Source organism: Thioclava sp. GXIMD2076, assembly GCF_037949795.1.
GTDB classification, from domain to species: Bacteria; Pseudomonadota; Alphaproteobacteria; order Rhodobacterales; family Rhodobacteraceae; genus Thioclava; species Thioclava kandeliae.
The window spans coordinates 2,617,224-2,637,363 of sequence record NZ_CP149932.1; the positions used below are offsets into that span (position 1 = coordinate 2,617,224).

The 20,140-nt window shown below is 60.5% G+C and carries 20 protein-coding genes and 1 tRNA gene; 8 read left to right on the forward strand and 13 right to left on the reverse strand.

Going from position 1 to position 20,140, the window contains the following annotated elements; translation table 11 throughout:
* Nucleotides 1-88 precede the first annotated feature (88 nt).
* On the forward strand, nt 89-985 hold the full coding sequence (gene ppk2, locus WDB91_RS12970; protein ID WP_339112961.1) for a polyphosphate kinase 2: 897 nt from the start codon (nt 89-91) through the stop codon (nt 983-985).
* Nucleotides 978-1,595 carry a TetR/AcrR family transcriptional regulator gene (locus WDB91_RS12975; protein ID WP_339112962.1) on the forward strand — a complete coding sequence of 206 codons (618 nt, stop codon included), beginning with the start codon at nt 978-980 and terminating at the stop codon, nt 1,593-1,595. The genes ppk2 and WDB91_RS12975 overlap by 8 nt, the downstream gene beginning before the upstream one ends.
* Nucleotides 1,596-1,660: 65 nt before the next feature.
* Here WDB91_RS12975 and WDB91_RS12980 read toward each other — a convergent pair whose 3' ends face one another.
* Nucleotides 1,661-2,224: an outer membrane beta-barrel protein gene (locus tag WDB91_RS12980; RefSeq protein WP_339112963.1), complete on the reverse strand. Its 564-nt coding sequence runs from the start codon at nt 2,222-2,224 to the stop codon at nt 1,661-1,663.
* A gap of 347 nt (nt 2,225-2,571) precedes the next feature.
* Between WDB91_RS12980 and WDB91_RS12985 the strand changes: the two genes are divergently transcribed.
* From WDB91_RS12985 to WDB91_RS13000, 4 genes are all read left to right on the forward strand, one after another.
* Nucleotides 2,572-2,661, forward strand: a tRNA-Ser gene (locus WDB91_RS12985).
* A 1,499-nt stretch (nt 2,662-4,160) separates the two neighbouring features.
* Complete coding sequence (locus WDB91_RS12990; protein ID WP_339112964.1) at nt 4,161-4,589, forward strand: hypothetical protein; 429 nt, start codon at nt 4,161-4,163, stop codon at nt 4,587-4,589.
* Nucleotides 4,590-4,726: 137 nt separating this feature from the next.
* Complete coding sequence (locus WDB91_RS12995; protein ID WP_339112965.1) at nt 4,727-7,774, forward strand: M10 family metallopeptidase; 3,048 nt, start codon at nt 4,727-4,729, stop codon at nt 7,772-7,774.
* A gap of 185 nt (nt 7,775-7,959) precedes the next feature.
* Nucleotides 7,960-9,219, forward strand: a complete 1,260-nt coding sequence (locus WDB91_RS13000; protein ID WP_339112966.1) for an MFS transporter — start codon at nt 7,960-7,962, stop codon at nt 9,217-9,219.
* On the opposite strand, the gene WDB91_RS13005 is transcribed toward WDB91_RS13000, so the two are convergent.
* Entirely contained in the window at nt 9,216-9,614 is a 399-nt protein-coding gene (locus WDB91_RS13005; RefSeq protein ID WP_339112967.1) for a helix-turn-helix domain-containing protein, read from the reverse strand. The genes WDB91_RS13000 and WDB91_RS13005 overlap by 4 nt on opposite strands.
* A 99-nt stretch (nt 9,615-9,713) precedes the next feature.
* On the opposite strand from WDB91_RS13005, the gene WDB91_RS13010 reads away from it, so the two are divergent.
* Both WDB91_RS13010 and WDB91_RS13015 read left to right on the forward strand, forming a co-directional pair.
* Complete coding sequence (locus WDB91_RS13010) at nt 9,714-10,781, forward strand: SDR family oxidoreductase (RefSeq protein WP_339112968.1); 1,068 nt, start codon at nt 9,714-9,716, stop codon at nt 10,779-10,781.
* 240 nt (nt 10,782-11,021) lie between these two features.
* Entirely contained in the window at nt 11,022-11,432 is a 411-nt protein-coding gene (locus WDB91_RS13015) for a hypothetical protein (protein ID WP_339112969.1), read from the forward strand.
* Nucleotides 11,433-11,514: 82 nt separating this feature from the next.
* Here WDB91_RS13015 and WDB91_RS13020 read toward each other — a convergent pair whose 3' ends face one another.
* The 11 genes from WDB91_RS13020 to WDB91_RS13070 form a co-directional block, all read right to left on the reverse strand.
* Nucleotides 11,515-12,219 (reverse strand): YoaK family protein, encoded by a 705-nt coding sequence (locus WDB91_RS13020; RefSeq protein WP_339112970.1) that lies wholly within the window; start codon nt 12,217-12,219, stop codon nt 11,515-11,517.
* 158 nt (nt 12,220-12,377) lie between these two features.
* Nucleotides 12,378-12,878 carry a pyridoxamine 5'-phosphate oxidase family protein gene (locus WDB91_RS13025; protein ID WP_339112971.1) on the reverse strand — a complete coding sequence of 167 codons (501 nt, stop codon included), beginning with the start codon at nt 12,876-12,878 and terminating at the stop codon, nt 12,378-12,380.
* A gap of 183 nt (nt 12,879-13,061) precedes the next feature.
* Nucleotides 13,062-13,220, reverse strand: coding sequence for a hypothetical protein (locus tag WDB91_RS13030; RefSeq protein WP_339112972.1), 159 nt, complete (start codon nt 13,218-13,220; stop codon nt 13,062-13,064).
* A 59-nt stretch (nt 13,221-13,279) separates the two neighbouring features.
* Nucleotides 13,280-13,510 (reverse strand): hypothetical protein, encoded by a 231-nt coding sequence (locus WDB91_RS13035; protein ID WP_339112973.1) that lies wholly within the window; start codon nt 13,508-13,510, stop codon nt 13,280-13,282.
* Nucleotides 13,507-13,713 (reverse strand): cold-shock protein, encoded by a 207-nt coding sequence (locus WDB91_RS13040; protein WP_339112974.1) that lies wholly within the window; start codon nt 13,711-13,713, stop codon nt 13,507-13,509. The genes WDB91_RS13035 and WDB91_RS13040 overlap by 4 nt, the downstream gene beginning before the upstream one ends.
* 354 nt (nt 13,714-14,067) lie before the next feature.
* Nucleotides 14,068-15,567 (reverse strand): glucosylglycerol-phosphate synthase, encoded by a 1,500-nt coding sequence (ggpS, locus tag WDB91_RS13045; RefSeq protein WP_339112975.1) that lies wholly within the window; start codon nt 15,565-15,567, stop codon nt 14,068-14,070.
* Between the two features lies 1 nt (nt 15,568).
* A complete protein-coding gene (locus WDB91_RS13050; protein ID WP_339112976.1) occupies nt 15,569-16,351 on the reverse strand; it encodes an HAD-IIB family hydrolase in 783 nt (260 codons plus the stop codon).
* 1 nt (nt 16,352) lies between these two features.
* Nucleotides 16,353-17,483, reverse strand: a complete 1,131-nt coding sequence (locus WDB91_RS13055; protein WP_339112977.1) for an NAD(P)H-dependent glycerol-3-phosphate dehydrogenase — start codon at nt 17,481-17,483, stop codon at nt 16,353-16,355.
* A gap of 537 nt (nt 17,484-18,020) precedes the next feature.
* Complete coding sequence (locus tag WDB91_RS13060) at nt 18,021-18,620, reverse strand: HNH endonuclease (protein ID WP_339112978.1); 600 nt, start codon at nt 18,618-18,620, stop codon at nt 18,021-18,023.
* 203 nt (nt 18,621-18,823) lie between these two features.
* A complete protein-coding gene (locus tag WDB91_RS13065) occupies nt 18,824-19,486 on the reverse strand; it encodes a dienelactone hydrolase family protein (protein WP_339112979.1) in 663 nt (220 codons plus the stop codon).
* Nucleotides 19,483-20,115 carry a DNA-3-methyladenine glycosylase 2 family protein gene (locus tag WDB91_RS13070; protein ID WP_339112980.1) on the reverse strand — a complete coding sequence of 211 codons (633 nt, stop codon included), beginning with the start codon at nt 20,113-20,115 and terminating at the stop codon, nt 19,483-19,485. The genes WDB91_RS13065 and WDB91_RS13070 overlap by 4 nt, the downstream gene beginning before the upstream one ends.
* Nucleotides 20,116-20,140 lie beyond the last annotated feature (25 nt).

The following is a 20,140-nucleotide window of genomic DNA, read 5'->3' on the forward strand; positions in this document are numbered from 1 at the left end:
GAAAACCTCGAGTTTTCAAGATCTTCTTTGCGGCCTCTTGCTCCGTCTGCGCCGCTTTTGCATAGTAGGGTAACCCAGAGGAGAGCCCATGAGCGAGATCCCGCAGCCCGGAACGCAGCCAGTGCCCTTTATCGGCCAGATTACCGATTATCTCGAGAATGGCGCACCGCAGGAGATCCGTGACGCGATACGGAGGTGTGGCCCCAAGAATATGCTCAGCCCCTCCTACCCCTATCGGGTGGCGATGAAGGGCAAGGACTATGACAGGCATATGCAGGCGCTGCAGATCGAGCTCGTGAAAATGCATTACGGGCTGAAAGCCTCGGGTAAGCGGATGATGGTGCTTTTCGAGGGCCGCGATGCCGCCGGAAAAGGCAGCACGATCAAACGGGTTCAGGAAAACCTCAACCCGCGCTCGGCCTATGTGGTGGCGCTGCCCAAAGCCAATGACCGCGAGGCCTCGCAATGGTATTTCCAGCGCTATGTCGAGCGCATTCCCGCCAAGGGCGAGATCGCGCTTTTCGACCGCAGCTGGTATAACCGTGGCGTTGTCGAGAAGGTTTTCGATTTCTGCACACAGGCACAGCGCGAACATTTCTTCTACCAGCTTCCCGAATTCGAGAAGATGCTCGTCGATGACGGGATCATCCTTGTGAAGCTCTGGCTCAACGTGGACCGCGCCGAGCAGCTGCGCCGGTTCCTCGACCGCGAGAAAGACCCGCTGAAACAGTGGAAACTGAGCTGGATCGATGTCGAGGGCCTGCGTAAATGGGAGGCCTATAGCCAAGCGATCACCGAAACCCTGACACGCTCGGACAATCTGCATGCGCCCTGGACGATCATCCGCTCCGACGACAAGAAACGCGCGCGTATCGCCGCGATCCAGACGATTCTCAACGCGATCAGCTATCCCGGCAAGGATCGCGATGCTATAGGCGGGATCGATCCAACAATTTGCGGCGGGCTCGACATCCTGAATGTCTAAACAAGGCTATCATCACGGCGATCTGCGCCGAGCACTGGTGGAGGCGGCCCTACGCCTGATCGAGGAAAAAGGCCCCACGGGCTTTACGCTTTCGGAGGCGGCAAAGACCGCAGGTGTGACACCTGCCGCCGTCTATCGCCATTTCGCCGGACGCGAGGATCTGATCACCGAATGCGCCCGTCAGGGGTTCCTGATTTTCGGGGATCTACTGGAACATGCTTGGAATCGCGGCAAACCATCGGCGCTGACCGCCTTCAGCGCGGTCGGCCGCGCCTATCTGGCTTTCGCCAAGCGCTACCCCGGCCATTATATGGCAATGTTCGAAAGCGGGCTCTCGCCGCAAACCTCCGATGTCGTGGGGCAAGTGGCGCTGAAGGCGCGTCAGGTAATGGATCAGGCAACTGAAGCCCTTTTGGCGCATATCCCTGCCGAGCGCCGCCCACCGGTTGCAATGGTCTCGGCCCATATCGCAGCAATGTCACACGGCGTTATCGAGCTGCATGCCCGTCCGCCCGCTGGCTCTTCAAGCCCCTACAGCCCCGAAGATCTCTTGGAAAGCGGCGTGGGGATCTACCTGCGCGGCTTGGGAATTCTGCCTCCCGACCGCTAATTACCTCACCGCAAGAGAAAAGGCGCGCCTATGGCGCGCCTCCCAAGTCCGATTTCCGGAAAAAATCAGAACTTGTAGGATGCTTTCAGAGCAACCGTGGTGTTGTTGAAGTCTTGATCGGTACCGTCGAAATCGTCGGTATCGGCGTAGGAGACTTCGCCACCCACAACCCAGTTGTCGTTATACATGTAGTCGACGCCTGCGCTGATGGACGGTGCCCAGTCGGAATTGTCGTCTGCGTCGTAATAGGCGCCACCCAGGGTGCCGTAGTACAGCCACTGGCCATTTTTCACACCGGCGAGGGCTTTGATATGGCCCATGTTGTCATAGGTGTTCGCGTCGAGCGCGGAATAGTCGACTTCGCCACCAACGACATATTTGCCGAGGTCGTATTTGTAGCCAGCTTGAACGCCGAGCGAACCGCCACGGTCATCCGAGAAGTCGCCTTCCATGTTGTTGTAGCCAACTTGTGCACCAGCATAGAAGCCGGTCCAGTTTGCTGCCGGCACAACGACCGGAGCGGGGGCTGCAACCGGAGCTGCTTCCACGACGGGTTGCGAATAGCCACCAGCCATTGCTGCGCCGGCGCCTGCGATAAGTGCGGTCGAAACCAGAACCAGAGTTTTCATCGTAACTCTCCTTTATTGTTATCCTGAGGGCTGTCCCTCTCAAGCTCACCCGCCTCACATATACCTGCTGTCCAGAATTGCGAGAGGGGTCGCGTTCACAAGAAACGGCGCAACACGTGAGCGTGAATGGTTCCCGAAGATTACGCAAGGTAAGGAAATATATAAGTATTTTCTTAGACATCCAGAAGTGAACTCATTCGTTCAGATGCTATTTCAGCCTCTTGCTTGATCACGAACGGCATTTTCTGAACGCCGGAAAAAAATTTGGAAAAAGCTGAAAAAAGCTGTTGCGCTCCCTCCGGCTTCTGGGTACATCCCCGCTACCCGATCGAAAGATGATCCAGTGCGGAGAGGTGCCGGAGCGGTCGAACGGGGCGGTCTCGAAAACCGTTGTGGGTGAAAGCCTACCCAGGGTTCGAATCCCTGTCTCTCCGCCATTTATCTCTGTTTTCATTGTATAATTTTAATGAAAACAGAGTTGGCTCAATATCCGACACATCGAAAGCCGAAGTGCTAGACGTGCTTGCTGTTTCCTTGCTGAGACCTTTTCTCGATACGCATACCAAGGCGTGCGCTTGGCAAGGGCGATAACGGCTTCACCCTTCAGCGCCTTTCGTCCCGTAGCTAGCGCGCCGTGAGGCGCCCAGCGGTTCTTTCACACGACCGCCAGAGTTTGGCACGGTTCGCCTTTCCGGGTCTTTGGCCACATGTGATGCGAGCTTTTTTGACCATCGTCTTTTCAAACGTTTCAGTCTTCCGCAGCATCACCCCCATGCCACGCACTTACGGGGCATAGGCAATAGGGCAGAACGAGCCGCATCCGCCCTATTGCCCATGCCCTGCCATCTCTCACGGGCTTACATTTCAAATGGCTGACAGGGTGACACCCGATACCAGCCAATCGGACCAGCGCCGTTTGACTTGGGCCTGTTAGCTTGCGCGGCGCGTCAGGCTAGGCGACCGTGTCCCAGCCAATGGTGTAGTTCCGTGTGATCATCGGATACCCTGATAAGGTCGCCCTGCGCCTCAACCTTGCGCAAGATGATCGCCTTGGCCGCCGAGCAGCTAATGGGACTGGCGGCTGGTGTCAGGACCGGCACGGACCGTGGCGAGAAGAGAACCGAGTGACTGGCGCAGCGAAATGGCTTCAGGGAAGGCGCTGGCAGACACGCGCAGGCGCCGGTCAGTTGCGCATAGCCCCCCTCCATGGATCCCCTCGAGCTCGCGGCATGTTTCATTTGACATGAATGCGACCGAAGCCGCGTCCCTTTAGACGGGTTGCGCTTTGCGGGATATCTTCGCGGCGTCCCAAGCTTAGACATATGTCGGTTCCAGAAAGTGCAGACCAGCCTCAGGCTCGGCGCTAGCACTTCGAACGCGACAAGGTTCTGCTTGACCGCGCCTTCGCTCCCTCATCAGCAAACTGTCGCGCCCCAGCGTCCCCCTTCCGGCTCTCGTTTTTCAACTGTCATCGCCTTCGCACGGCCACATCAGCTCCCTGACCCGTTCCGGCATTCCCACAGCCAGTCCTCTCTCCTCCGAAAAAGAAATCTGCCAGACGGCCAAGGTCACACGGTGCGTTTTGCCCCATGCTCAGGGGCAGAAATCCAATAATCTCCCGCAAAACGTTTTGGTTCCATGATGAATTTCATCAAGAGCCGAAAGCCCGGAACCGCAGTCCGGTTTTCTGGTCCTACGGGCTCGTATCTGCTTGCACAGCCGAGCTGACCAGGTCTTTGGCGCGCGTATAGCTCCGTCCCAATCCACTGGAAAACATAACACCCGTAACTTTTCCAGTTTTCGGGATGCGCCCCGTTTCAGCCACAATTGCGCCGCCAAGTTTCCTTTGACGCTCCGTAAGCCAATAAACCTACAGAGCCAGAACGGTCTCGCTAAAGCTGAAGAACTCAGCCCCTTTTCGAGCGGAGTCTGTCCCATGCGTCTTGCGTCCACCCTTATCGGCACCACTGCGACCACTCTGCTGGCCGCCCTGCCCTTCAGTCTTCTCGGTGCCCCGCAGGAATCCGCTGACCGCGCAGCGATCCTTCTCTATAGCGATCCCGCGCTACCGACTGTCTTCCGCGAGGCACTGGGATCGGCCCTGAGCCAGCTTGCCAAAGGCGAGAAGGTTCTTTCCGTTCCCATGCAGGACGCGCCGCTCGACGGCGGGCAGATCCTCGTGCGTTACTCCTCGACCACTTTCAACAACACTGTGATCAGCGGCTTTCTCAGCTGGGAAGACGCAACCGGCCATGGGGCAACCGGCCCGACGATCGGGCTCTCGGCCATGGACCGCGAAATCGGCGATGATTTGCTGCGCGATTTCGCAGCGGATCTTACGCAGAATTTCGACTTGCCTCTCTGAGGTCCATCCCTGACAGGGCCATCACTGGTCCCGCATCATCATGATCGGCTCCCCTGCTGGAGCCCGACCCTTTCCAACCCAGATCCCGCCAGAACATTCGCCCGAGATCGCCAGACCCTGCCAGTGAGGACCAGCCGATGTGTCTCCTTTGCCAATCCCTCAATCCTGCCGTAACCGGATATGACAGCCACGGGCTGACCAATCTCGAGAGCGGCACCGGCAGCTCCATGACCTCAGCCTCGCTGCCGACCTATACGCTTGATCAGGCCGCCAAACAGCTGACCAATGATTTCTGGACCTCGGTGGGGGCGCAGCAACGCAGCTTCAGTGTCTCGACAGGCGGCCAGCTGACGGTAAACCTGACCAAGCTCACCGGCTTGGCCAAGACGACCGCGCTCGAGGCGCTCGAGGCCTGGGAACAGGTGACGGGGCTGACGTTCGTGCAAACCACAGGCACGGCCAGCATCACCTTCCAGACCTCGGCCTCGGGCGCCTATGCCACCTCCTCGACCAGCGGCAACACGATCCTCAGCTCGGTCGTGAACGTCAATAACAGCTGGCAGAATTACGGCGATTACTACCTTCAGACCTATATCCACGAGATCGGCCACGCGCTGGGTCTGGGCCATGCGGGCAGCTATAACGGCTCGGCCAATTTCGGCACCGATGCGGTCTTTGCCAATGACAGCTGGGCGATCTCGGTGATGTCCTATTTCGACCAGCTCGAAAACCCCAACAGCACCTTCAGCTATGCTTTCGTAGCCACCCCGATGCTGGCCGATATCGTGGCCATCCAGACCCTTTACGGCAGCTCGACCACGGTCAATACCGGCAATACGGTCTATGGCGACAGCACCTCGCTCAGCCAGACGGGGATGGATCTGAAAGATGGCTGGGCGGTCTGCCTCTATGACAATGGTGGCACCGACACGATCAACCTCTCCTCGCGCAGCGCCAACCAGCGCATCGACCTCAATGCAGAGACCTATTCCGATATCGAGGGCAAGACCGGAAACCTGTCCATCGCGCGCGGCACCATCATCGAGAATGCGGTCACGGGTTCGGGCAATGACACGGTAACCGGAAATACGGCCGATAACCTGATCATCACCGGCGCGGGCAATGACGCGATCTATGCCGGAGCGGGCAATGATACGCTGGTGGGTGGCGCGGGCAGCGACACGCTGGTGGGTGGCAGCGGTGCCGATGTGTTTTCCTACACCGCGGTGACGGATGCAGGCGACCGGATCGCAGATTTCTCCGGCACGGATGGCGACCGGATCGATGTCTCCGCACTTCTTGATTCCGTGGGCTATACCGGCAGCGATGCCGTGGCCGACGGTTTGCTCTATCTCAGCGCGACCTCCGGCGGCTCGAACCTGATCTTCGACCCTTATGGCACAGGCGCGGGCGGCACCGTGACCCTGGCCTTCCTCGCAGGCGTCTCGGCCAGCACCCCTGTTTCGGGCATTCTCGACGGCACTGCAGGCGGTGCGGGCGGCAGCGGGTCGGGGCTCGATACGGTCTATAGCTATACCAATGCCGATGTTCTGGGATGGGCGCGCACCGGCCACACGATCACCGATCTCGATGGCGGTTCCGACACGCTCGATTTCAGCGCCTATACCGGCATAATCAAACTCGACCTCGCCAGCGGTGCCGTCAGCAAGATCGGCGCACGCAGCCTGACGCTGGATGCCAGCGCCCAGATCGAGAATGCCGTTCTCGGCGCAGGACGCGATCAGGCCTATGGAAATGAGGCCGACAACACCATCGACGGGCGTGCGGGCAATGACAAGATCTACGGTATGAGCGGCGATGACAGCCTGCTTGGCGGGGCTGGCAATGACATGCTCTATGGCGGCGAGGGCACGGATTCGCTTCTGGGCGAGACGGGCAACGACCAGCTCTATGGCGAGGCCGGTGATGACCTGATCGATGGCGGCGAGGGCAATAACCGGCTTTATGCAGGGATCGGCAATGACGTGGTCTATGCCGGTGCAGGAAATGATCTCGCCTATGGCGATGCGGGCGACGACTATATCGACGCGGGCGACGGCACAAACCGCCTCTATGCGGGCGACGGCAATGATACCGTCTATGCCGGTGCTGGGGCCGACAAGATCTATGCCGATCTCGGTGATGACCTGATTGACGCAGGCGATGGCAATAACATGATCTATGCCGGTGCAGGCAATGACATCGTGACCGCAGGCGATGGCAATGACCGTATCGATGCCGGTGCGGGAGATGACGTGATCAATGCCGGTGACGGTCGCAACAACATTGCGGGTGGCGCAGGGATCGACATCATCTTCTCGGGCAGCGGCAAGGACCAGCTGAAAGGCGATGCCGGTGACGATCTCCTCGATAGCGGCGCGGAGAGCGATATGCTCAAGGGCGGCGATGGCAATGACATCCTTTTTGCCGGTGACGGCGATGACCGCGCCTATGGCGATAATGATGATGACCAGATCGATGGCGGTGCAGGGAATGACCTGCTCAGCGGCGGCAACGGGCATGACACATTGTCGGGCGGCGATGGCAATGACCGTGTCAATGGCGATGCGGGCGATGACCTGATCTATGGCGGAGCGGGTGATGATCGCCTGTCCGGACTTGACGGGGCCGACACCATCCTTGGCGATGACGGCGCCGATATCCTGACCGGTCTGCAGGGCAATGACAGCCTCTCGGGTGGGGCGGGTGATGACCGTCTTGATGGCGGCACCGAGGATGATGTGCTTGATGGCGGAGACGGGATCGACAAGCTGGCCGGTGGCACCGGCAATGACACCCTGCTGGGCGGTGCCGGTGCGGATGATCTCAATGGCGGCGCGGGTGATGATATTCTGACCGGCGGTCTGGGGGCAGACATCCTGCGCGGGGGTGCGGGCGCCGATACCTTTGCCTTCACCGATCTCGGCGATGCGGGTGATCTGGTTGCAGATTTTTCGATCCGCTTGGGCGACAAGATCGATATCTCCTATATTCTCGCAGATCTCGGCTTCGGTCTGGACGATGCCGTGTCCGGCGGAGTGGTCTCGCTGACCGCGATCAATGCCAGCACCTGCTATCTCGATATCGACACCGATGGTGCAGCAGGCAGTGGCGATGCGATCCACCTGGCCACGCTGCGCGGTCTCTCGGCAGCAACCGAGATCGACAGCAGCTGGTTCGTCTGAAATCTGAAGTGACGAGGGCGCGCCACAGGAATGGCCCGCCCCGCCTGCCCTCTTCCGGATGGAGACGCCCCGCATATTGCGCCAAAGATGTCGCGTCTCGCCACCTCCATGCCGCTCATGGCCGCGACAGTATGGCGCAGCCTGAAAGGCTCTCGGAATAGTCCGTCTGTCGCGAGAGGTGCGTGATGTTTTCTGTGCTTGGTAGCATCTGGGCCCTCTTGCTCGGGACCCTTCTCATCATGCTCGGAAACGGCATGCAGTTTACCCTGATCGGCCTGCGTGGGGATCTCGAGGGGTTTACCGCAAGCGCGCTGGCGATCATTACCTCGGGCTATTATGTGGGCTTCCTTCTGGGTGCCTACCAGACACCGCAGCTGATCCGGCGCGTGGGCCATGTGCGGGTCTTTGCCGCTTTGGGCAGCTTCATGTCAGCCGGTCTGATCGCGCTGCCGCTCATCCCCGAGACATGGGCATGGACCGGCCTGCGTCTGGTCATCGGCTTTTGCATGTCGGGGGTCTATGTCTCTGCGGAAAGCTGGCTTAATCACGCTTCTACCAACACCACGCGGGGCAAGGTGCTGTCGGCCTATATGATGGCCCAGACGCTCGGGATCATCGGCGCGCAATGGCTGCTGACCTTGGGCGATGCACAGCAGGCCACGTTGTTTATCGTCGCCTCGATCCTCGTCTCCCTCTCCTTCGGTCCGATCCTGCTCTCGGTCGCCCCGACCCCTGTCGTCACGGTCACGCGGCCGATGTCGCTCAAGGCGCTTTTTCGCCATGCGCCGCTCGCCACGATCGGGATCTTTCTGCTGGGCGGGATCTACGCCACGCAATCGGGGATGGGGGCCGTCTTCGGCGTCCAGATCGGGCTTTCAACCGAGCAGATCGCGCTCTTCGTGGCGATGATCTTTGCGGGCGCGTTGCTTCTGCAATATCCGATCGGCTGGCTCTCCGATATGATGGACCGGCGCAAGCTGATCCTTGGCACAGCCCTGCTCGGGGCGGTGGCCTGCGCGCTCGGATTCCTGAGTGGCGGCAGCCAGGCACTGCTGCTTCTGTCGGCTTTCCTTGGTGGCGGGGTGACGACCCCTCTCTACTCGCTGTTTCTTGCCTATACCAACGATGACCTGCCGCCAGATGACATGCCCGCAGCCTCGGGAGGGCTGGTCTTTGTCTTCGGGATCGGCGCGGTGGGCGGGCCGCTGATCAGCGGCTGGGCCATGCAGGCAATCGGCCCGCAGGGGTTCTGGCTCTTTCTGTCGGCGACTTTTGCCCTGATCGTGCTCTATGCGCTGTTCCGCATGACACAGCGTCCGCCGATCAGGGTCGAGAACACAGAGAGCTATCTCAACGTCCTGCCCTCCACCTCGCCCGTTGCCGTGGAAGCTGCAACGGCATGGGCAGTCGAGCAGGCCGAGGAGGACGCGTCCGACAAGGCCTAGCCAGATACTTCCCCCGAACCACGGCGCGAGGACGCACGTGCCTGCAGCCCGTCCAGCGCATCGCTATTGCGCCGCCCCCAGTCATAGACGGTCTCGACCAGATCCACAAAACGGTGCCCCAGCGGCGTCAGGCTGTAACTGACGGCGGGCGGCACGACAGCTTCGACATGACGCGCGATCAGGCCGCTCTCTTCCATGTCGCGCAGGGTCTGGATCATCATCTTCTTGGAAATCCCGGGCAGGCTACGCTGCAGCGCACCGCTACGCGCCTGACCGTCATGAACGGCGTGCAGCGTATGCAGGATCATGCTTGTCCATTTGGTCGAGAAGATCTCGAGCACCCTTCTGGGTGCGCAATCCTCACGCCATTCCCGATCTTTGCTGCCCGCCTGCATGGTTACCTCTTGGTGCCTACGTTCCAATTCGGTGCCGTCTAGCGGCGGCACGATCGCGTGTCTAGGTAGCACAAAGTCGAAAGAAAAGGAGAGCAAGACATGACCAGACGCGCCCTCGTCGTCGGAGTGACCGGCATCCAAGGCACTGCAATCGCCGAACAGCTCATGAGGGAGGGGTTCGAGGTGTTCGGCCTCGCCCGTCGCCCGAACACAACAACCGGCGTAACGCCGGTTGCCGCCGATCTGCTTGACCCCGAAGCACTTGCGCACGCACTCGACGGGATCGCCCCCACCCATGTCTTCCTGACCACATGGCTGCGAATGGAGAGCGAAGCCGAGAATATCCGCGTCAATGCTCAGATGCTGAACAATCTCTTTGCGGCTCTCCGGCCCCAGAAATGTGTCGAGCATGTCGCCCTCGTGACCGGTCTCAAACATTATCTCGGCCCGTTCGAGGCCTATGGACAGGGTACGCTGCCCAAAACGCCCTTCCGCGAGGAACAGGGCCGGCTGGATGTGGAAAACTTTTACTACGCACAGGAAGACGCGCTATTCGAGGCCGCAGAGCGTGATGGGTTCACCTGGAGCGTCCATCGCCCGCATACCGTGATCGGCAAGGCCGTGGGCAATGCCATGAATATGGGCCAGACACTGGCGGTTTATGCCACGATCTGCCGCGAGACCGGGCGTCCGTTCCGCTTCCCCGGCTCGCAGGTCCAATGGGAAGGGCTCACCGATATGACCGATGCCCGCCAGCTTGCGGCTCAAACGATCTGGGCGGCAACGTCCCCGCAGGCGCATGACACGGCGTTCAACATCGTCAACGGAGATGTCTTCCGCTGGAACTGGATGTGGCACCGGATCGCCGAGTGGTTCGGCATCGAGGCGGTGGAGTTCGACGGCACATCCCGTCCGCTGGAAGAGCAGATGGCCGAAGACAGCGAGATCTGGGCAGGGATCGCCGATAAATACGGTCTTGCGGAGCGCGATCTGGACCGGCTCGCCTCGCCTTGGCACACCGATGCCGATCTCGGTCGACCGATCGAGGTCGTCACGGATATGTCCCGAAGCCGCAAACTGGGCTTCACGGGCTACATCGCCACGGATGACGCCTTCTTTGACCTCTTCGAGAGGCTCGTTGCGGAGCGGATCATCCCCGCCAAATAAGGTCGCAGGCGCTTGCGGAAGGGACTCCCTCTCCTGCAGGCGCCTGTCGCATCCAGAGAATTTGCCGGGGCATGGGCCCGCACCCTGCCCCAGCCTGCCGATATTTCCAAGAAATATTTCACATTCTTCTGATTGAATATCAAATACTTATCACCTCCATGCGAGACTTTGTGGGATTTTGTGAAACTAATTCTTACGAGGTTCGTGACTTCGGCACATTCAACGGAGGAGAAACCCGAAATGAAAACCCTGACCCTCGCAGCTCTCGCCATCGCAACTGCCGGTATCGCCCATGCCGACAACCACATGACGCCGATGGTCATGGCATCGGACCAGTCGGTCGCCAATGGCATCGTGAGCGCAGAGAAGATCATGGCACCCGAAAACGGCTGGCTCGTTGTGCACCGGACCGATGCCGACATGAAGCCCGGTCCCGTTGTCGGCTATGCACCGCTGCGCGCGGGCGAGAACATGGATGTTCCGGCCATCCTGACCGAAGCCGTGGAGCCGGGCGATATGCTGATGCTTATGGTCCATAGCGAAGCCGGTGGCATGCAGACCGGCGCCTTCGAATACACGCTCGGTGCCAAGGAAGACGGCCCGATCAAGGTCGATGACAAGCTGGTAATGCAAACTATCACGGCCCAGTGAGGCATCGCCGGTAACGGCTTTTGAGATGTAGCCAGTGAGCCGCCTTCCGCCATGTGCCGGAGGGCGGCATGTTTGCTATAAGTTAGGGACGGTTCAAGCGACAGGCCCGATACAACTCGGCACCGGAAACCATCATCAGCCCGAACGCCGCAACCCAAAAGACCCACATCCCTATTGCGGTAAAGAGCACCGCGCAGACGATACCCCCGAGCGTGAACGCGGCGAGCGTGACGCTATGCAGACGGAGTTTGGGCAGCGCTGCCTTGCGCGCCTGTGCATCCCCCAATAACGCCGCCAGTTCGATCCCGATATCGGTTGCCATGCCCGAGACATGTGTGCTGCGCACCTTTGCTTTGGAGATCATCGTCGTCACCGCGTTCTGCAGGCCCATGACGAAGCTGAGCAGCAGGATCGTCGCCAGCTGGAGCGGCGTCTGGCCAAAGGCAAGCAAGGCGGCCCCGAGCGCCGCCACAATAATCCCTTCGACTCCGATCCCCAGCGCGTAGATGGATCTCACACCGCGCTTTTCGCCGGCGGCGATCATCAATGCGGCCACCATCGCGCCCGCGATGAAGGCCGACACATAGACCGCCAGCAAGAGGCCGACCCCGGGATGCCCGGTCGCGATCTCGTCCGCCATAGCGGAGACATTGCCAGTCATATTTGCCGTAAACGAGCCCACGATAATGAACCCGACCGCATTCAATCCGCCCGCAACAAACGACAGCACCCCCGCCAGACTGATATCGATCGCTTCCGTGCGTTCCTCACCGACCCGAATAAGCATCGCCCCACCCGTCCTGACTGGCCGCAGCATAGCCGCCCTGTCACGAATGGCAAACCTCTCCCCAAGACTCTCCCCTCGGTGCCACCCCGCCCCAAAAAAGAGGGGCAGACCGCGCGGTCCGCCCCCCTCTTCCGCATCATGCGGCTATACAACTGATTTCAGAAAGAAATCACCTTATGCGTCCCGATATCGGGCAAATGCTCGTCCTTCATATTGGCCTTTGCGATCTCGATCCCGAATTTGAGCGCGCTACTGCTTGCCCCCCAGAGTGCGGCCTCGCGCAGCGTCATCCGCAGCAGCGTGATATTCGGATCCTCCTTGCCCCCCTCGAACCAGGCCGCCGCAATCGGGCTCCACAGTTCTTCGAGCTTCTGCGGCGCATTCACTTCGGAGAGCATACCGCTCAGGCAGGCCTGAAAGTCCTGATCGCCGCCCATCAGACAGAAATGCGCCATCGCATCGGGCGGCAGCTGTTTCACCAGATCCGTTTCCTTCGAGGTGATAAACCAGATCTCGCCCGCATCCCAATCAGGATAATGGGTCATCGGCTGCATGTGCTGGGTGGATCCCTGAACCCCGAGCATCCCTGCCCGAAGCGCTTTGGCCTGTTTGATCAGGGTCTCTTTCGGGTCTTTCTCCAGATCTTTGTAAACGCTCATAACGATCCTCCTCGGTCTGATCTCTTGGTGCCACAACGCATCCTTGGCGGAAGCGTTCCTTGCCACATGATCCGGAAGAGAGATCGCAGAGGTAGACGACGCAGAGATGCCATGCAAAAGGGGCAGACCTGTGGCCTGCCCCTCGTTTGCGAACGGATAGAGAACGGCGGCTGTCGCGCCTGTTCAATCGTCCTTCTTATCGACCGGATGATCGGTCTCGACCGGTTTCGTTTTGCTTGGACCGCTGCGGTAACCGAAGCTTTTCCTGCCAGTATTCTTCTTGCCGGGTTGGCTGAGGAATTCTTTCAGATCAAGCTGCTTTTTGGTGGGCGAATATCCCATCGCGATCCTCCTCGAGAGACCAGAGCGGAGCTGGCCGGTTGGAACAGCCCTGATAAGGACTATTCATTCCCGTCACGCGCCAATCGTGCGGCCTTGAGGCGCGCCGTTTTCTCGGCGCGCTCCTTGGCCTCAGCCTCCTGCATGAGCCTGAACTCGGGGGCGGTCTTTTCCGCGCGCTTTTCAGGCTTGAAAGCCTTCTGCACCGAAAGTTTCTGCGTCCCGAGGCGCTTCGTCCCGGAGGCCGAATCCCGAGAGATCTGCGTTACGAAATCAGTCAGCAGACGGCTCAAGCAATCGCCAGATTGCTGGCCGATACGCGACCGTCACGACCCTGTTCGGTGTCGAAGGTCACTTTCTGACCATCATCAACGCGGTTGATACCGGCGCGCTCAAGCGCGGAGATATGAAGAAAGATATCGGTCCCGCCATTTTCGGGCTCGATAAAACCGAAACCCTTAGTTGCGTTGAACCATTTCACGGTGCCATTGGCCATATCCGTAAACTCCTGAATTATGCTGCCCGCGACATGCGGCAACCCGGCAAAAATCGATCCAAGTCGATCACCGAGGCCGGACGAGCCGGCGGCAGAAATTCGAAGAGAAAAGCCTAAGCCTGCCTTATATGGACCGCCTACAGGTAGATAGCAAGGAATTTCTGGAAAACGCGCAAAGATAAATTTCTATAAAATTGCGGATTTTATAATTTCATTATCGGATCGCTCATCTAGCGTCCCTCTGCCCGCACGAGACCCTGCCCTCTGTTCCCGATCCGTCATCATAGGAAAACGCCATAACCGCGCGTTCGCGGTTACAGCGCCTGTTCCGGCCATTGATGCGCGGGGCATCCTTTATCCGACCGCGACATCCATCCGCGCGAGGGCATTCGCGAAAGCCTGCATCTGGTCTTCGGCCCAGTAGCGGATATCTTGTTTCTCGACCATCATACGGTTGGCCTTCATCCGGCCACGGCGCTCCTCCTCGGGCATCTCGAGAGCAAAATGGATCGCGCTATCCATGGATTTATGCGAGAACGGGTTGGTCGGAACGGCGGCTGCCAGCTCGACGGCGGCGCCCGCGAATTCGGACAGGACCAGCACCCCGTCCCCATCGGTGCGGGCCGCGACATATTCCTTGCACACAAGGTTCATCCCGTCAGCCAGCGGCGTGATCCAGGCCACATCCGCCGCGCGGTAATAGGCCACGAGATCCCTGAACGGCACGGGGCGCGAGATCAGGGCGATGGGCTGCCACTCGAACGAGCCGTAGCGCCCGTTGATCCTGCCAGCAATGGCCTCGAGCTGTTCCTGTATTTCGAAATAGGCCGTCATATTGGCATTGGCGGCGACCGAGACATGCATAAGACGCACCTTGCCGCGCAGCTCGGGATGGGTTTCCAGCAGCCGCTCGTAGCTCTCCAGCTGCTCGATCCCGCCCTTGGTATAATCGGTGCGCCCGACCGAGAGCATCAGCTTGGCATCGCCCTTCTCGGCCCTGATCTCCTGAACCTTGGCCTCCGTTTCAGCACTCCGCGCGAGGTCCTGGATATATCCGGTGTCGACACCCACGGGGCTTGCCTGCAGACGGATACTGCGCCCCTCGTATTCGAGTTCGGTGACGACCGACTGCTCGGATAGCGCCGAGGTCTGCGCGTTCATCTCGGGCTTTACCTTCTCCCGTTTGACCGGCTCGACCTCCAGAAGCGAGCGCGCGGCGGAGACGAAATTATTCACATAGCGCGGGATATGGAAGCCCACCACATCACAGGCCAGAAGGCTCTCGAGGATTTCCTTGCGCCACGGCAGGACATTGAAAATATCGGCGCTGGGGAATGGCGTGTGATGGAAGAAGCTGATCTTCACATCGGGGCGGAGGGTGCGCAGATAGCCGGGCACGAGCCAGAGATTGTAATCATGCACCCAGACTACGGCACCATGGGCCGCCTCGGCGGCAGCGGCCTCGGCAAAGGCCCAGTTCACCTCGCGGAATGTCGGCCAGTCGACAGGGTCGTAGCTGTAACGCTCCTTGAACCCGTGCAGGATCGGCCAGAACGCCTCTTTCGAGGAGACGTGGTAGAAGCTCGAGACCTGTTCCTTGGTCAGCGGAAGACGCGAGACGGTGTATTTGCCATGCGGATCATCGATCTCGATGATCCGCTCGAAATCGGGCCGCTCCGGATCGGCGGCTTCCTTCCACGCAACCCATGCGCCCTTGTCGACACGCCCGAAGAAGCTTTTGAGCGTCGGCACGATCCCGTTGGGTGATTTATTCTCGCGATATTCGATTTTGCCATCCACCTCGACTTCTTCATAGGGCTGGCGGTGATAGACGATAACAAGATCCGAGGACATATCAGACTCCTTTCGGGGCGTCGTGAAGGTCGAGCGCGTTGATGGCTTCCATGATGCCACCCGCGCCATGGGCTTTGGCGGAATAAACGGTCTCGCAGCCGGTCACTCCAGCCATGAGCGCGGCCTCCGAGTTGCCGACGGCAACCGCATTCAGGCCGCAGACCAGCATGGACAGGTCGTTGAGCGTATCGCCGGCGCAGAGCACGCGCGCGGGCGGAATGCCGAGATGCTCGACCAGCCGCCGGATCGATGGCCCTTTGGAGATGCCTTTTGGCAGGACGTCGAAATATCTATTGTCGGAAATCAGCCAGTCATGACCCATCCGGCTCACCTTGTCCTTGGCACTTTCGTCAAAGGTCTCAGGGTCGAGATCATAGCTCACACGGTAGCGGAAGGCCGTCGGCTGGAGCGTCAGACCGGGATGGCCCTCCAGTGCCGCACGCACATGCGGCCCCGCATCGTTCCAGATCGCGGCGATATCTTCCTCGAGCACCGGGATCGGCTCGACATGGCCATCCTCGCGCACCCGCGCGATCGTGGTGCCGACATCGCCCACGACATATTCGGGCCAAGGCAGACCACGCTCGCGACACATCTCCATGATGAATTCCGGATCACGTCCGGTGACGAAAATCAGCCCGACACTGTCACGGTTTTCCTCGATCCATCGGTAGAGCATCGCGCGTTCCTGCTCGGCCCCACCCAGAAAGGTGCCATCCAGATCGGTGGCAAGGGTGAAGCGGCGTGCGGCAATGGACGGGCGGGGGGACATATGTACGTTCATCTCAAACGTCTCCGAATTGTAGCGGCATATCTGGCGAAGGATGGGCGAAGGACAGGTTGAGCGCATTCGGCTCGGCCTCGATCGGGCGGGCCCATAGCTCGGCAAAGGCCTCCCGCAGGTCGGCGCCCTTGTGCAGCACCGCATTCACGGTCTCGCAGATCGGCATCGGCACCCCGATGCGATGTGCCAGATCGGTCACCGAGACGGCGTTCACCTCCCCCTCGACCACGATATCGCGCCCCTCGAAACAGGACGGGCGCGGTATGCCCTGCCCCAATTGGAACCCGAGCGACATATTGCGCGAGGTGGTCGAGCTGCAGGTCAGCGTCAGATCGCCTGCGCCGGACAGCCCCGTCACGGTCTCGCGTTTACCCCCAAGCGCCTCGGCCAGCGCCTTCATTTCGTAAATCCCGCGGGTGATGAGCGCGGCGCGTGTGTTCTCGGCAAAGCCCGCGCCCGACATCATGCCGCAGGCGATCGCGATCACGTTCTTGACCGCGCCGCCCACCTCGACGCCCACCAGATCATCCGAGACATAGGGCCGGAACCCGCCTCCCGAAAGCGACATGGCCAGCCGGACGGCAGGGCTTTTCTCGGGGTTCAGGCGGTCCGCATAGGAGAAGAGAAACGCCACAGTTGCGGCGGTCGGATGGTCGAGCGCGGTCTCCGCAGCAAAGGTCGGGCCGGAGACGGCGCCCACCGGATGGCCGGGAAGCTCCTCACTCACGACCTCGGACAACAGATAGCCACTGCGGCGCTCCACCCCCTTGCAGGCCAGCGCGATCGGCGCCCCCTCGGGCAGGTGCGGGCGCATCGCCTGACACATATTGCGCAGCGTCGAGGAGGGCGTGACCACCAGAACGGTCTCCGCGCCGTCAAGCGCCCGCTCCAGATCGCTTGTGGCCTCGATCCCGCGAGGAAGTACGATGCCCTTGAGATACTGCCTGTTTTCGGATGCGCCGTTGATTTCCTCGGCAAGCTCGGGGCGGCGGGCCCAGAGGCGAACCTGATGGCCGTTGCGGGCGAGGACGGAGGCAAGTGCGGTTCCCCAACTTCCCGCGCCCAGAACGGCAATCCGTTCATAGGGGCGCGAGGGAGGATGTGATGTGGACACCGGTTCGGAATCCTTCATGGACGGAGCTCCTTTCAGGGGGCTCTGGACTGCTTCATACATGGCCATGCGCGCCCACACGCCGAAACCGGCGACCGTGACATAGGGCGGAAGATACTGCAGACAGTATCGCGCTCACGCGGGTCCGCGCGAAAGGCAATCAGGAGAAACTCAACCGACGCCGGCGCGGAACAGGTCTGTCACCAACCCTGTCCTAAATGGTAGGAGCGCAGCGCAGCCTGTCAACCGCGATTGCCGCGCTGCAGAAGAACTTTTTGATCAGAAAGAACAGGAAAGCTCCGGTTTGCAAGGTCTGACAGCGCGTTACAGGAGATGGCCAAGGCGCTTAAAAAGAAGGCATACCGGGCAAGCGTGAGCTGGAAGCTGCGCAGACGCCTTGATTACCCATAACCATGAAACTTCGCCTGGAAAGTTCTGGACGAAGACGCGATGCGCAGGTGCATTTTCCGGAATTGATCAAAGATAGCACCTCGGGCCATCGAGCCTGTCGGAACACATCCCCATACCGCACGACCGGCAACGAATGGCAGAAAGCGATCACGCCTCCAATTCGGCATCCCAGTAAAGGAAGTCCATCCAGCTCTTGTGAAGATGGCCCGGCGGGAAACGGCGACCGACGCGAAGCATGTCCTCGGAGCTGGGTCGCTTTGGCAGGCGGCGCAACTTCAGCCCGCAGCGCGAGAGCGGCTTGTTGGCCTTTCTCAGATTACAGGGCGAGCAGGCCGCCACCACGTTTTCCCAGCTGGTCACTCCCCCCCGCGAGCGCGGGATCACATGATCGAAGGTGAGGTGGTCCTTGCAACCGCAATACTGGCACTCGAACTCGTCCCTCAGAAAAAGATTAAAGCGCGTGAAGGCCACGCGCTTTCTGGGTTGGACGAATTCTTTCAGCACCACAACAGAGGGGAGGCGTATCTCGGCACGCTGGCTTCGCACCACCTCTTCGTATTCGGCGAGTATGGTCACCCTATCGAGACAGACCGCCTTGATTGCCTCCTGCCACGGCCAGAGGGAAAGCGGATAGTAGCTCAGGGGCCGGAAGTCCGCATTGAGCACAAGCGCCGGATGACGGCGCAGCGACGCGGCCTCCCGTGTGAAATAATGCCTGAAATCCGTCCTGTCTGCGTGGTCCAGCATAAGTCACTCCATTCTCGCGCGGCGGGGCATGTCCGAAACATGTCCAGGGGCGCAGGGGAGCGCCCCAGCCGATATCCTGACTATATATGGCGTTCGGATTCTGACAAGCCTCTTGATCTGGTCGGAGTTTCACGATGCGCCTCGGTCGTAAGAACCGATAACAGGTCCGCACGACAGAGCCATGACAGCTCGCGACCTGCCTGTTATTTCGGCAGATGCGTGTTCAGGAAGCCCAGTGCGGCCGAAAGACCGTCCGGAGCGATTCCGTGACCGGTGCCTTTCTGGACATGGGCATAGACCTCGAACCCGTTCTCCACGAGCGCCTGCCCTGCCTCGGACATACACGAGAACGGCACGACCTCATCGGCATCGCCATGACACAACAGCACGGGCGGGCGCGAGACCACATCGGCCGCCAGCAGCTCGGGGCGGATCAGGCGGCCCGAAAAGCCCACCACCGCGCCCACCGGCGCAGCGCGGCGCGGCGTGACCTGCAGCGTCATCATCGTGCCCTGGCTGAACCCGATGATCGCCATCGCGCTGGCCGGCAGGCCGGTCTCTTCCAGCACCCCGTCAAGGAAGGCGTTGAGGTCGGCCTCGGAGGCCTCCATACCTGCCATCGCCTGTGCCTCGGTCGAGCCATCAAAGCGCGGAATGGGGAACCATTGCCGGCCAAAGGGCGAGGCCGCGCAGCTCTCGGGCGCATCGGGCGCGATGAACAGCGTGTCGGGCAGATGCTCGCCCAAAGGGTCCGCGAGCCCCAGCAGATCGGCACCATCGGCGCCATAGCCATGCAAGAGCACCACCACCGATTTCGTCTCGCCAGATTTCGGACCCTTGCGGCCCTGTTTCAATTCGCGCGTCATGGTGACACCCCTTCCCGTTTTTTCTGATGGGCATAATAGGCCCAGAGCCCGCGGGCCGCCACCGCCCGCCACGGCGCCCAACGGGCGGCCATCTCGCGGAACGGGCGCGGCTTCGGGCGCTCGGGCAGATCAAACAGCATTCGGGCGGCTTCCGCCAGTGCCAGATCATCGGGCGCGAACACATCGGCGCGGCCCATTGCGAACATCAGATAGATTTCCACGGTCCAGCGCCCGATTCCCGGAACCGGCAGGAGCGTATCGAAAATCGCCTCGTCGGACATGGCACCGAAGGCCTCGAAATCCACATCCGATTGCGCGAGCGCCTGCATGTAGCGGATCTTCGGGCGCGAGAATCCGCAGGCGCGCAGATCCTCGGGCGCGGCCTGCGCAATCGCGCGGCGTCCGCCCAGCCCTGCCGCCTCGAGCTTTGCCCTGATCGCATTGGCCGAGGCCACCGAGACCTGCTGGCCCAGAATGGCATCGCGCAGCGCCTCGAAGCCCGCGAGGCGGCGGCGCAGCGGCCACGGGCCTGTCAGATCAAGCACATGGGCAAAACGCGGCTCGATACGGGCCAGATAGGCGGCCCCTTCGGCCACGTCCTCGGCGGTGGTGATGATCCTCATCTGCATGATCCGAGCTTGACCGAAATGAAGC

Excerpts from the sequence above, each read along its gene's own strand:
- ppk2 (WP_339112961.1), top strand. The coding sequence starts at position 89 with ATGAGCGAGATCCCGCAGCCCGGAACGCAGCCAGTGCCCTTTATCGGC.
- WDB91_RS12975 (WP_339112962.1), top strand. The coding sequence starts at position 978 with ATGTCTAAACAAGGCTATCATCACGGCGATCTGCGCCGAGCACTGGTG.
- WDB91_RS12980 (WP_339112963.1), bottom strand. The coding sequence starts at position 2,224 with ATGAAAACTCTGGTTCTGGTTTCGACCGCACTTATCGCAGGCGCCGGC.
- WDB91_RS12990 (WP_339112964.1), top strand. The coding sequence starts at position 4,161 with ATGCGTCTTGCGTCCACCCTTATCGGCACCACTGCGACCACTCTGCTG.
- WDB91_RS12995 (WP_339112965.1), top strand. The coding sequence starts at position 4,727 with ATGTGTCTCCTTTGCCAATCCCTCAATCCTGCCGTAACCGGATATGAC.
- WDB91_RS13000 (WP_339112966.1), top strand. The coding sequence starts at position 7,960 with ATGTTTTCTGTGCTTGGTAGCATCTGGGCCCTCTTGCTCGGGACCCTT.
- WDB91_RS13005 (WP_339112967.1), bottom strand. The coding sequence starts at position 9,614 with ATGCAGGCGGGCAGCAAAGATCGGGAATGGCGTGAGGATTGCGCACCC.
- WDB91_RS13010 (WP_339112968.1), top strand. The coding sequence starts at position 9,714 with ATGACCAGACGCGCCCTCGTCGTCGGAGTGACCGGCATCCAAGGCACT.
- WDB91_RS13015 (WP_339112969.1), top strand. The coding sequence starts at position 11,022 with ATGAAAACCCTGACCCTCGCAGCTCTCGCCATCGCAACTGCCGGTATC.
- WDB91_RS13020 (WP_339112970.1), bottom strand. The coding sequence starts at position 12,219 with ATGCTTATTCGGGTCGGTGAGGAACGCACGGAAGCGATCGATATCAGT.
- WDB91_RS13025 (WP_339112971.1), bottom strand. The coding sequence starts at position 12,878 with ATGAGCGTTTACAAAGATCTGGAGAAAGACCCGAAAGAGACCCTGATC.
- WDB91_RS13030 (WP_339112972.1), bottom strand. The coding sequence starts at position 13,220 with ATGGGATATTCGCCCACCAAAAAGCAGCTTGATCTGAAAGAATTCCTC.
- WDB91_RS13040 (WP_339112974.1), bottom strand. The coding sequence starts at position 13,713 with ATGGCCAATGGCACCGTGAAATGGTTCAACGCAACTAAGGGTTTCGGT.
- ggpS (WP_339112975.1), bottom strand. The coding sequence starts at position 15,567 with ATGTCCTCGGATCTTGTTATCGTCTATCACCGCCAGCCCTATGAAGAA.
- WDB91_RS13050 (WP_339112976.1), bottom strand. The coding sequence starts at position 16,351 with ATGAACGTACATATGTCCCCCCGCCCGTCCATTGCCGCACGCCGCTTC.
- WDB91_RS13055 (WP_339112977.1), bottom strand. The coding sequence starts at position 17,483 with ATGAAGGATTCCGAACCGGTGTCCACATCACATCCTCCCTCGCGCCCC.
- WDB91_RS13060 (WP_339112978.1), bottom strand. The coding sequence starts at position 18,620 with ATGCTGGACCACGCAGACAGGACGGATTTCAGGCATTATTTCACACGG.
- WDB91_RS13065 (WP_339112979.1), bottom strand. The coding sequence starts at position 19,486 with ATGACGCGCGAATTGAAACAGGGCCGCAAGGGTCCGAAATCTGGCGAG.
- WDB91_RS13070 (WP_339112980.1), bottom strand. The coding sequence starts at position 20,115 with ATGCAGATGAGGATCATCACCACCGCCGAGGACGTGGCCGAAGGGGCC.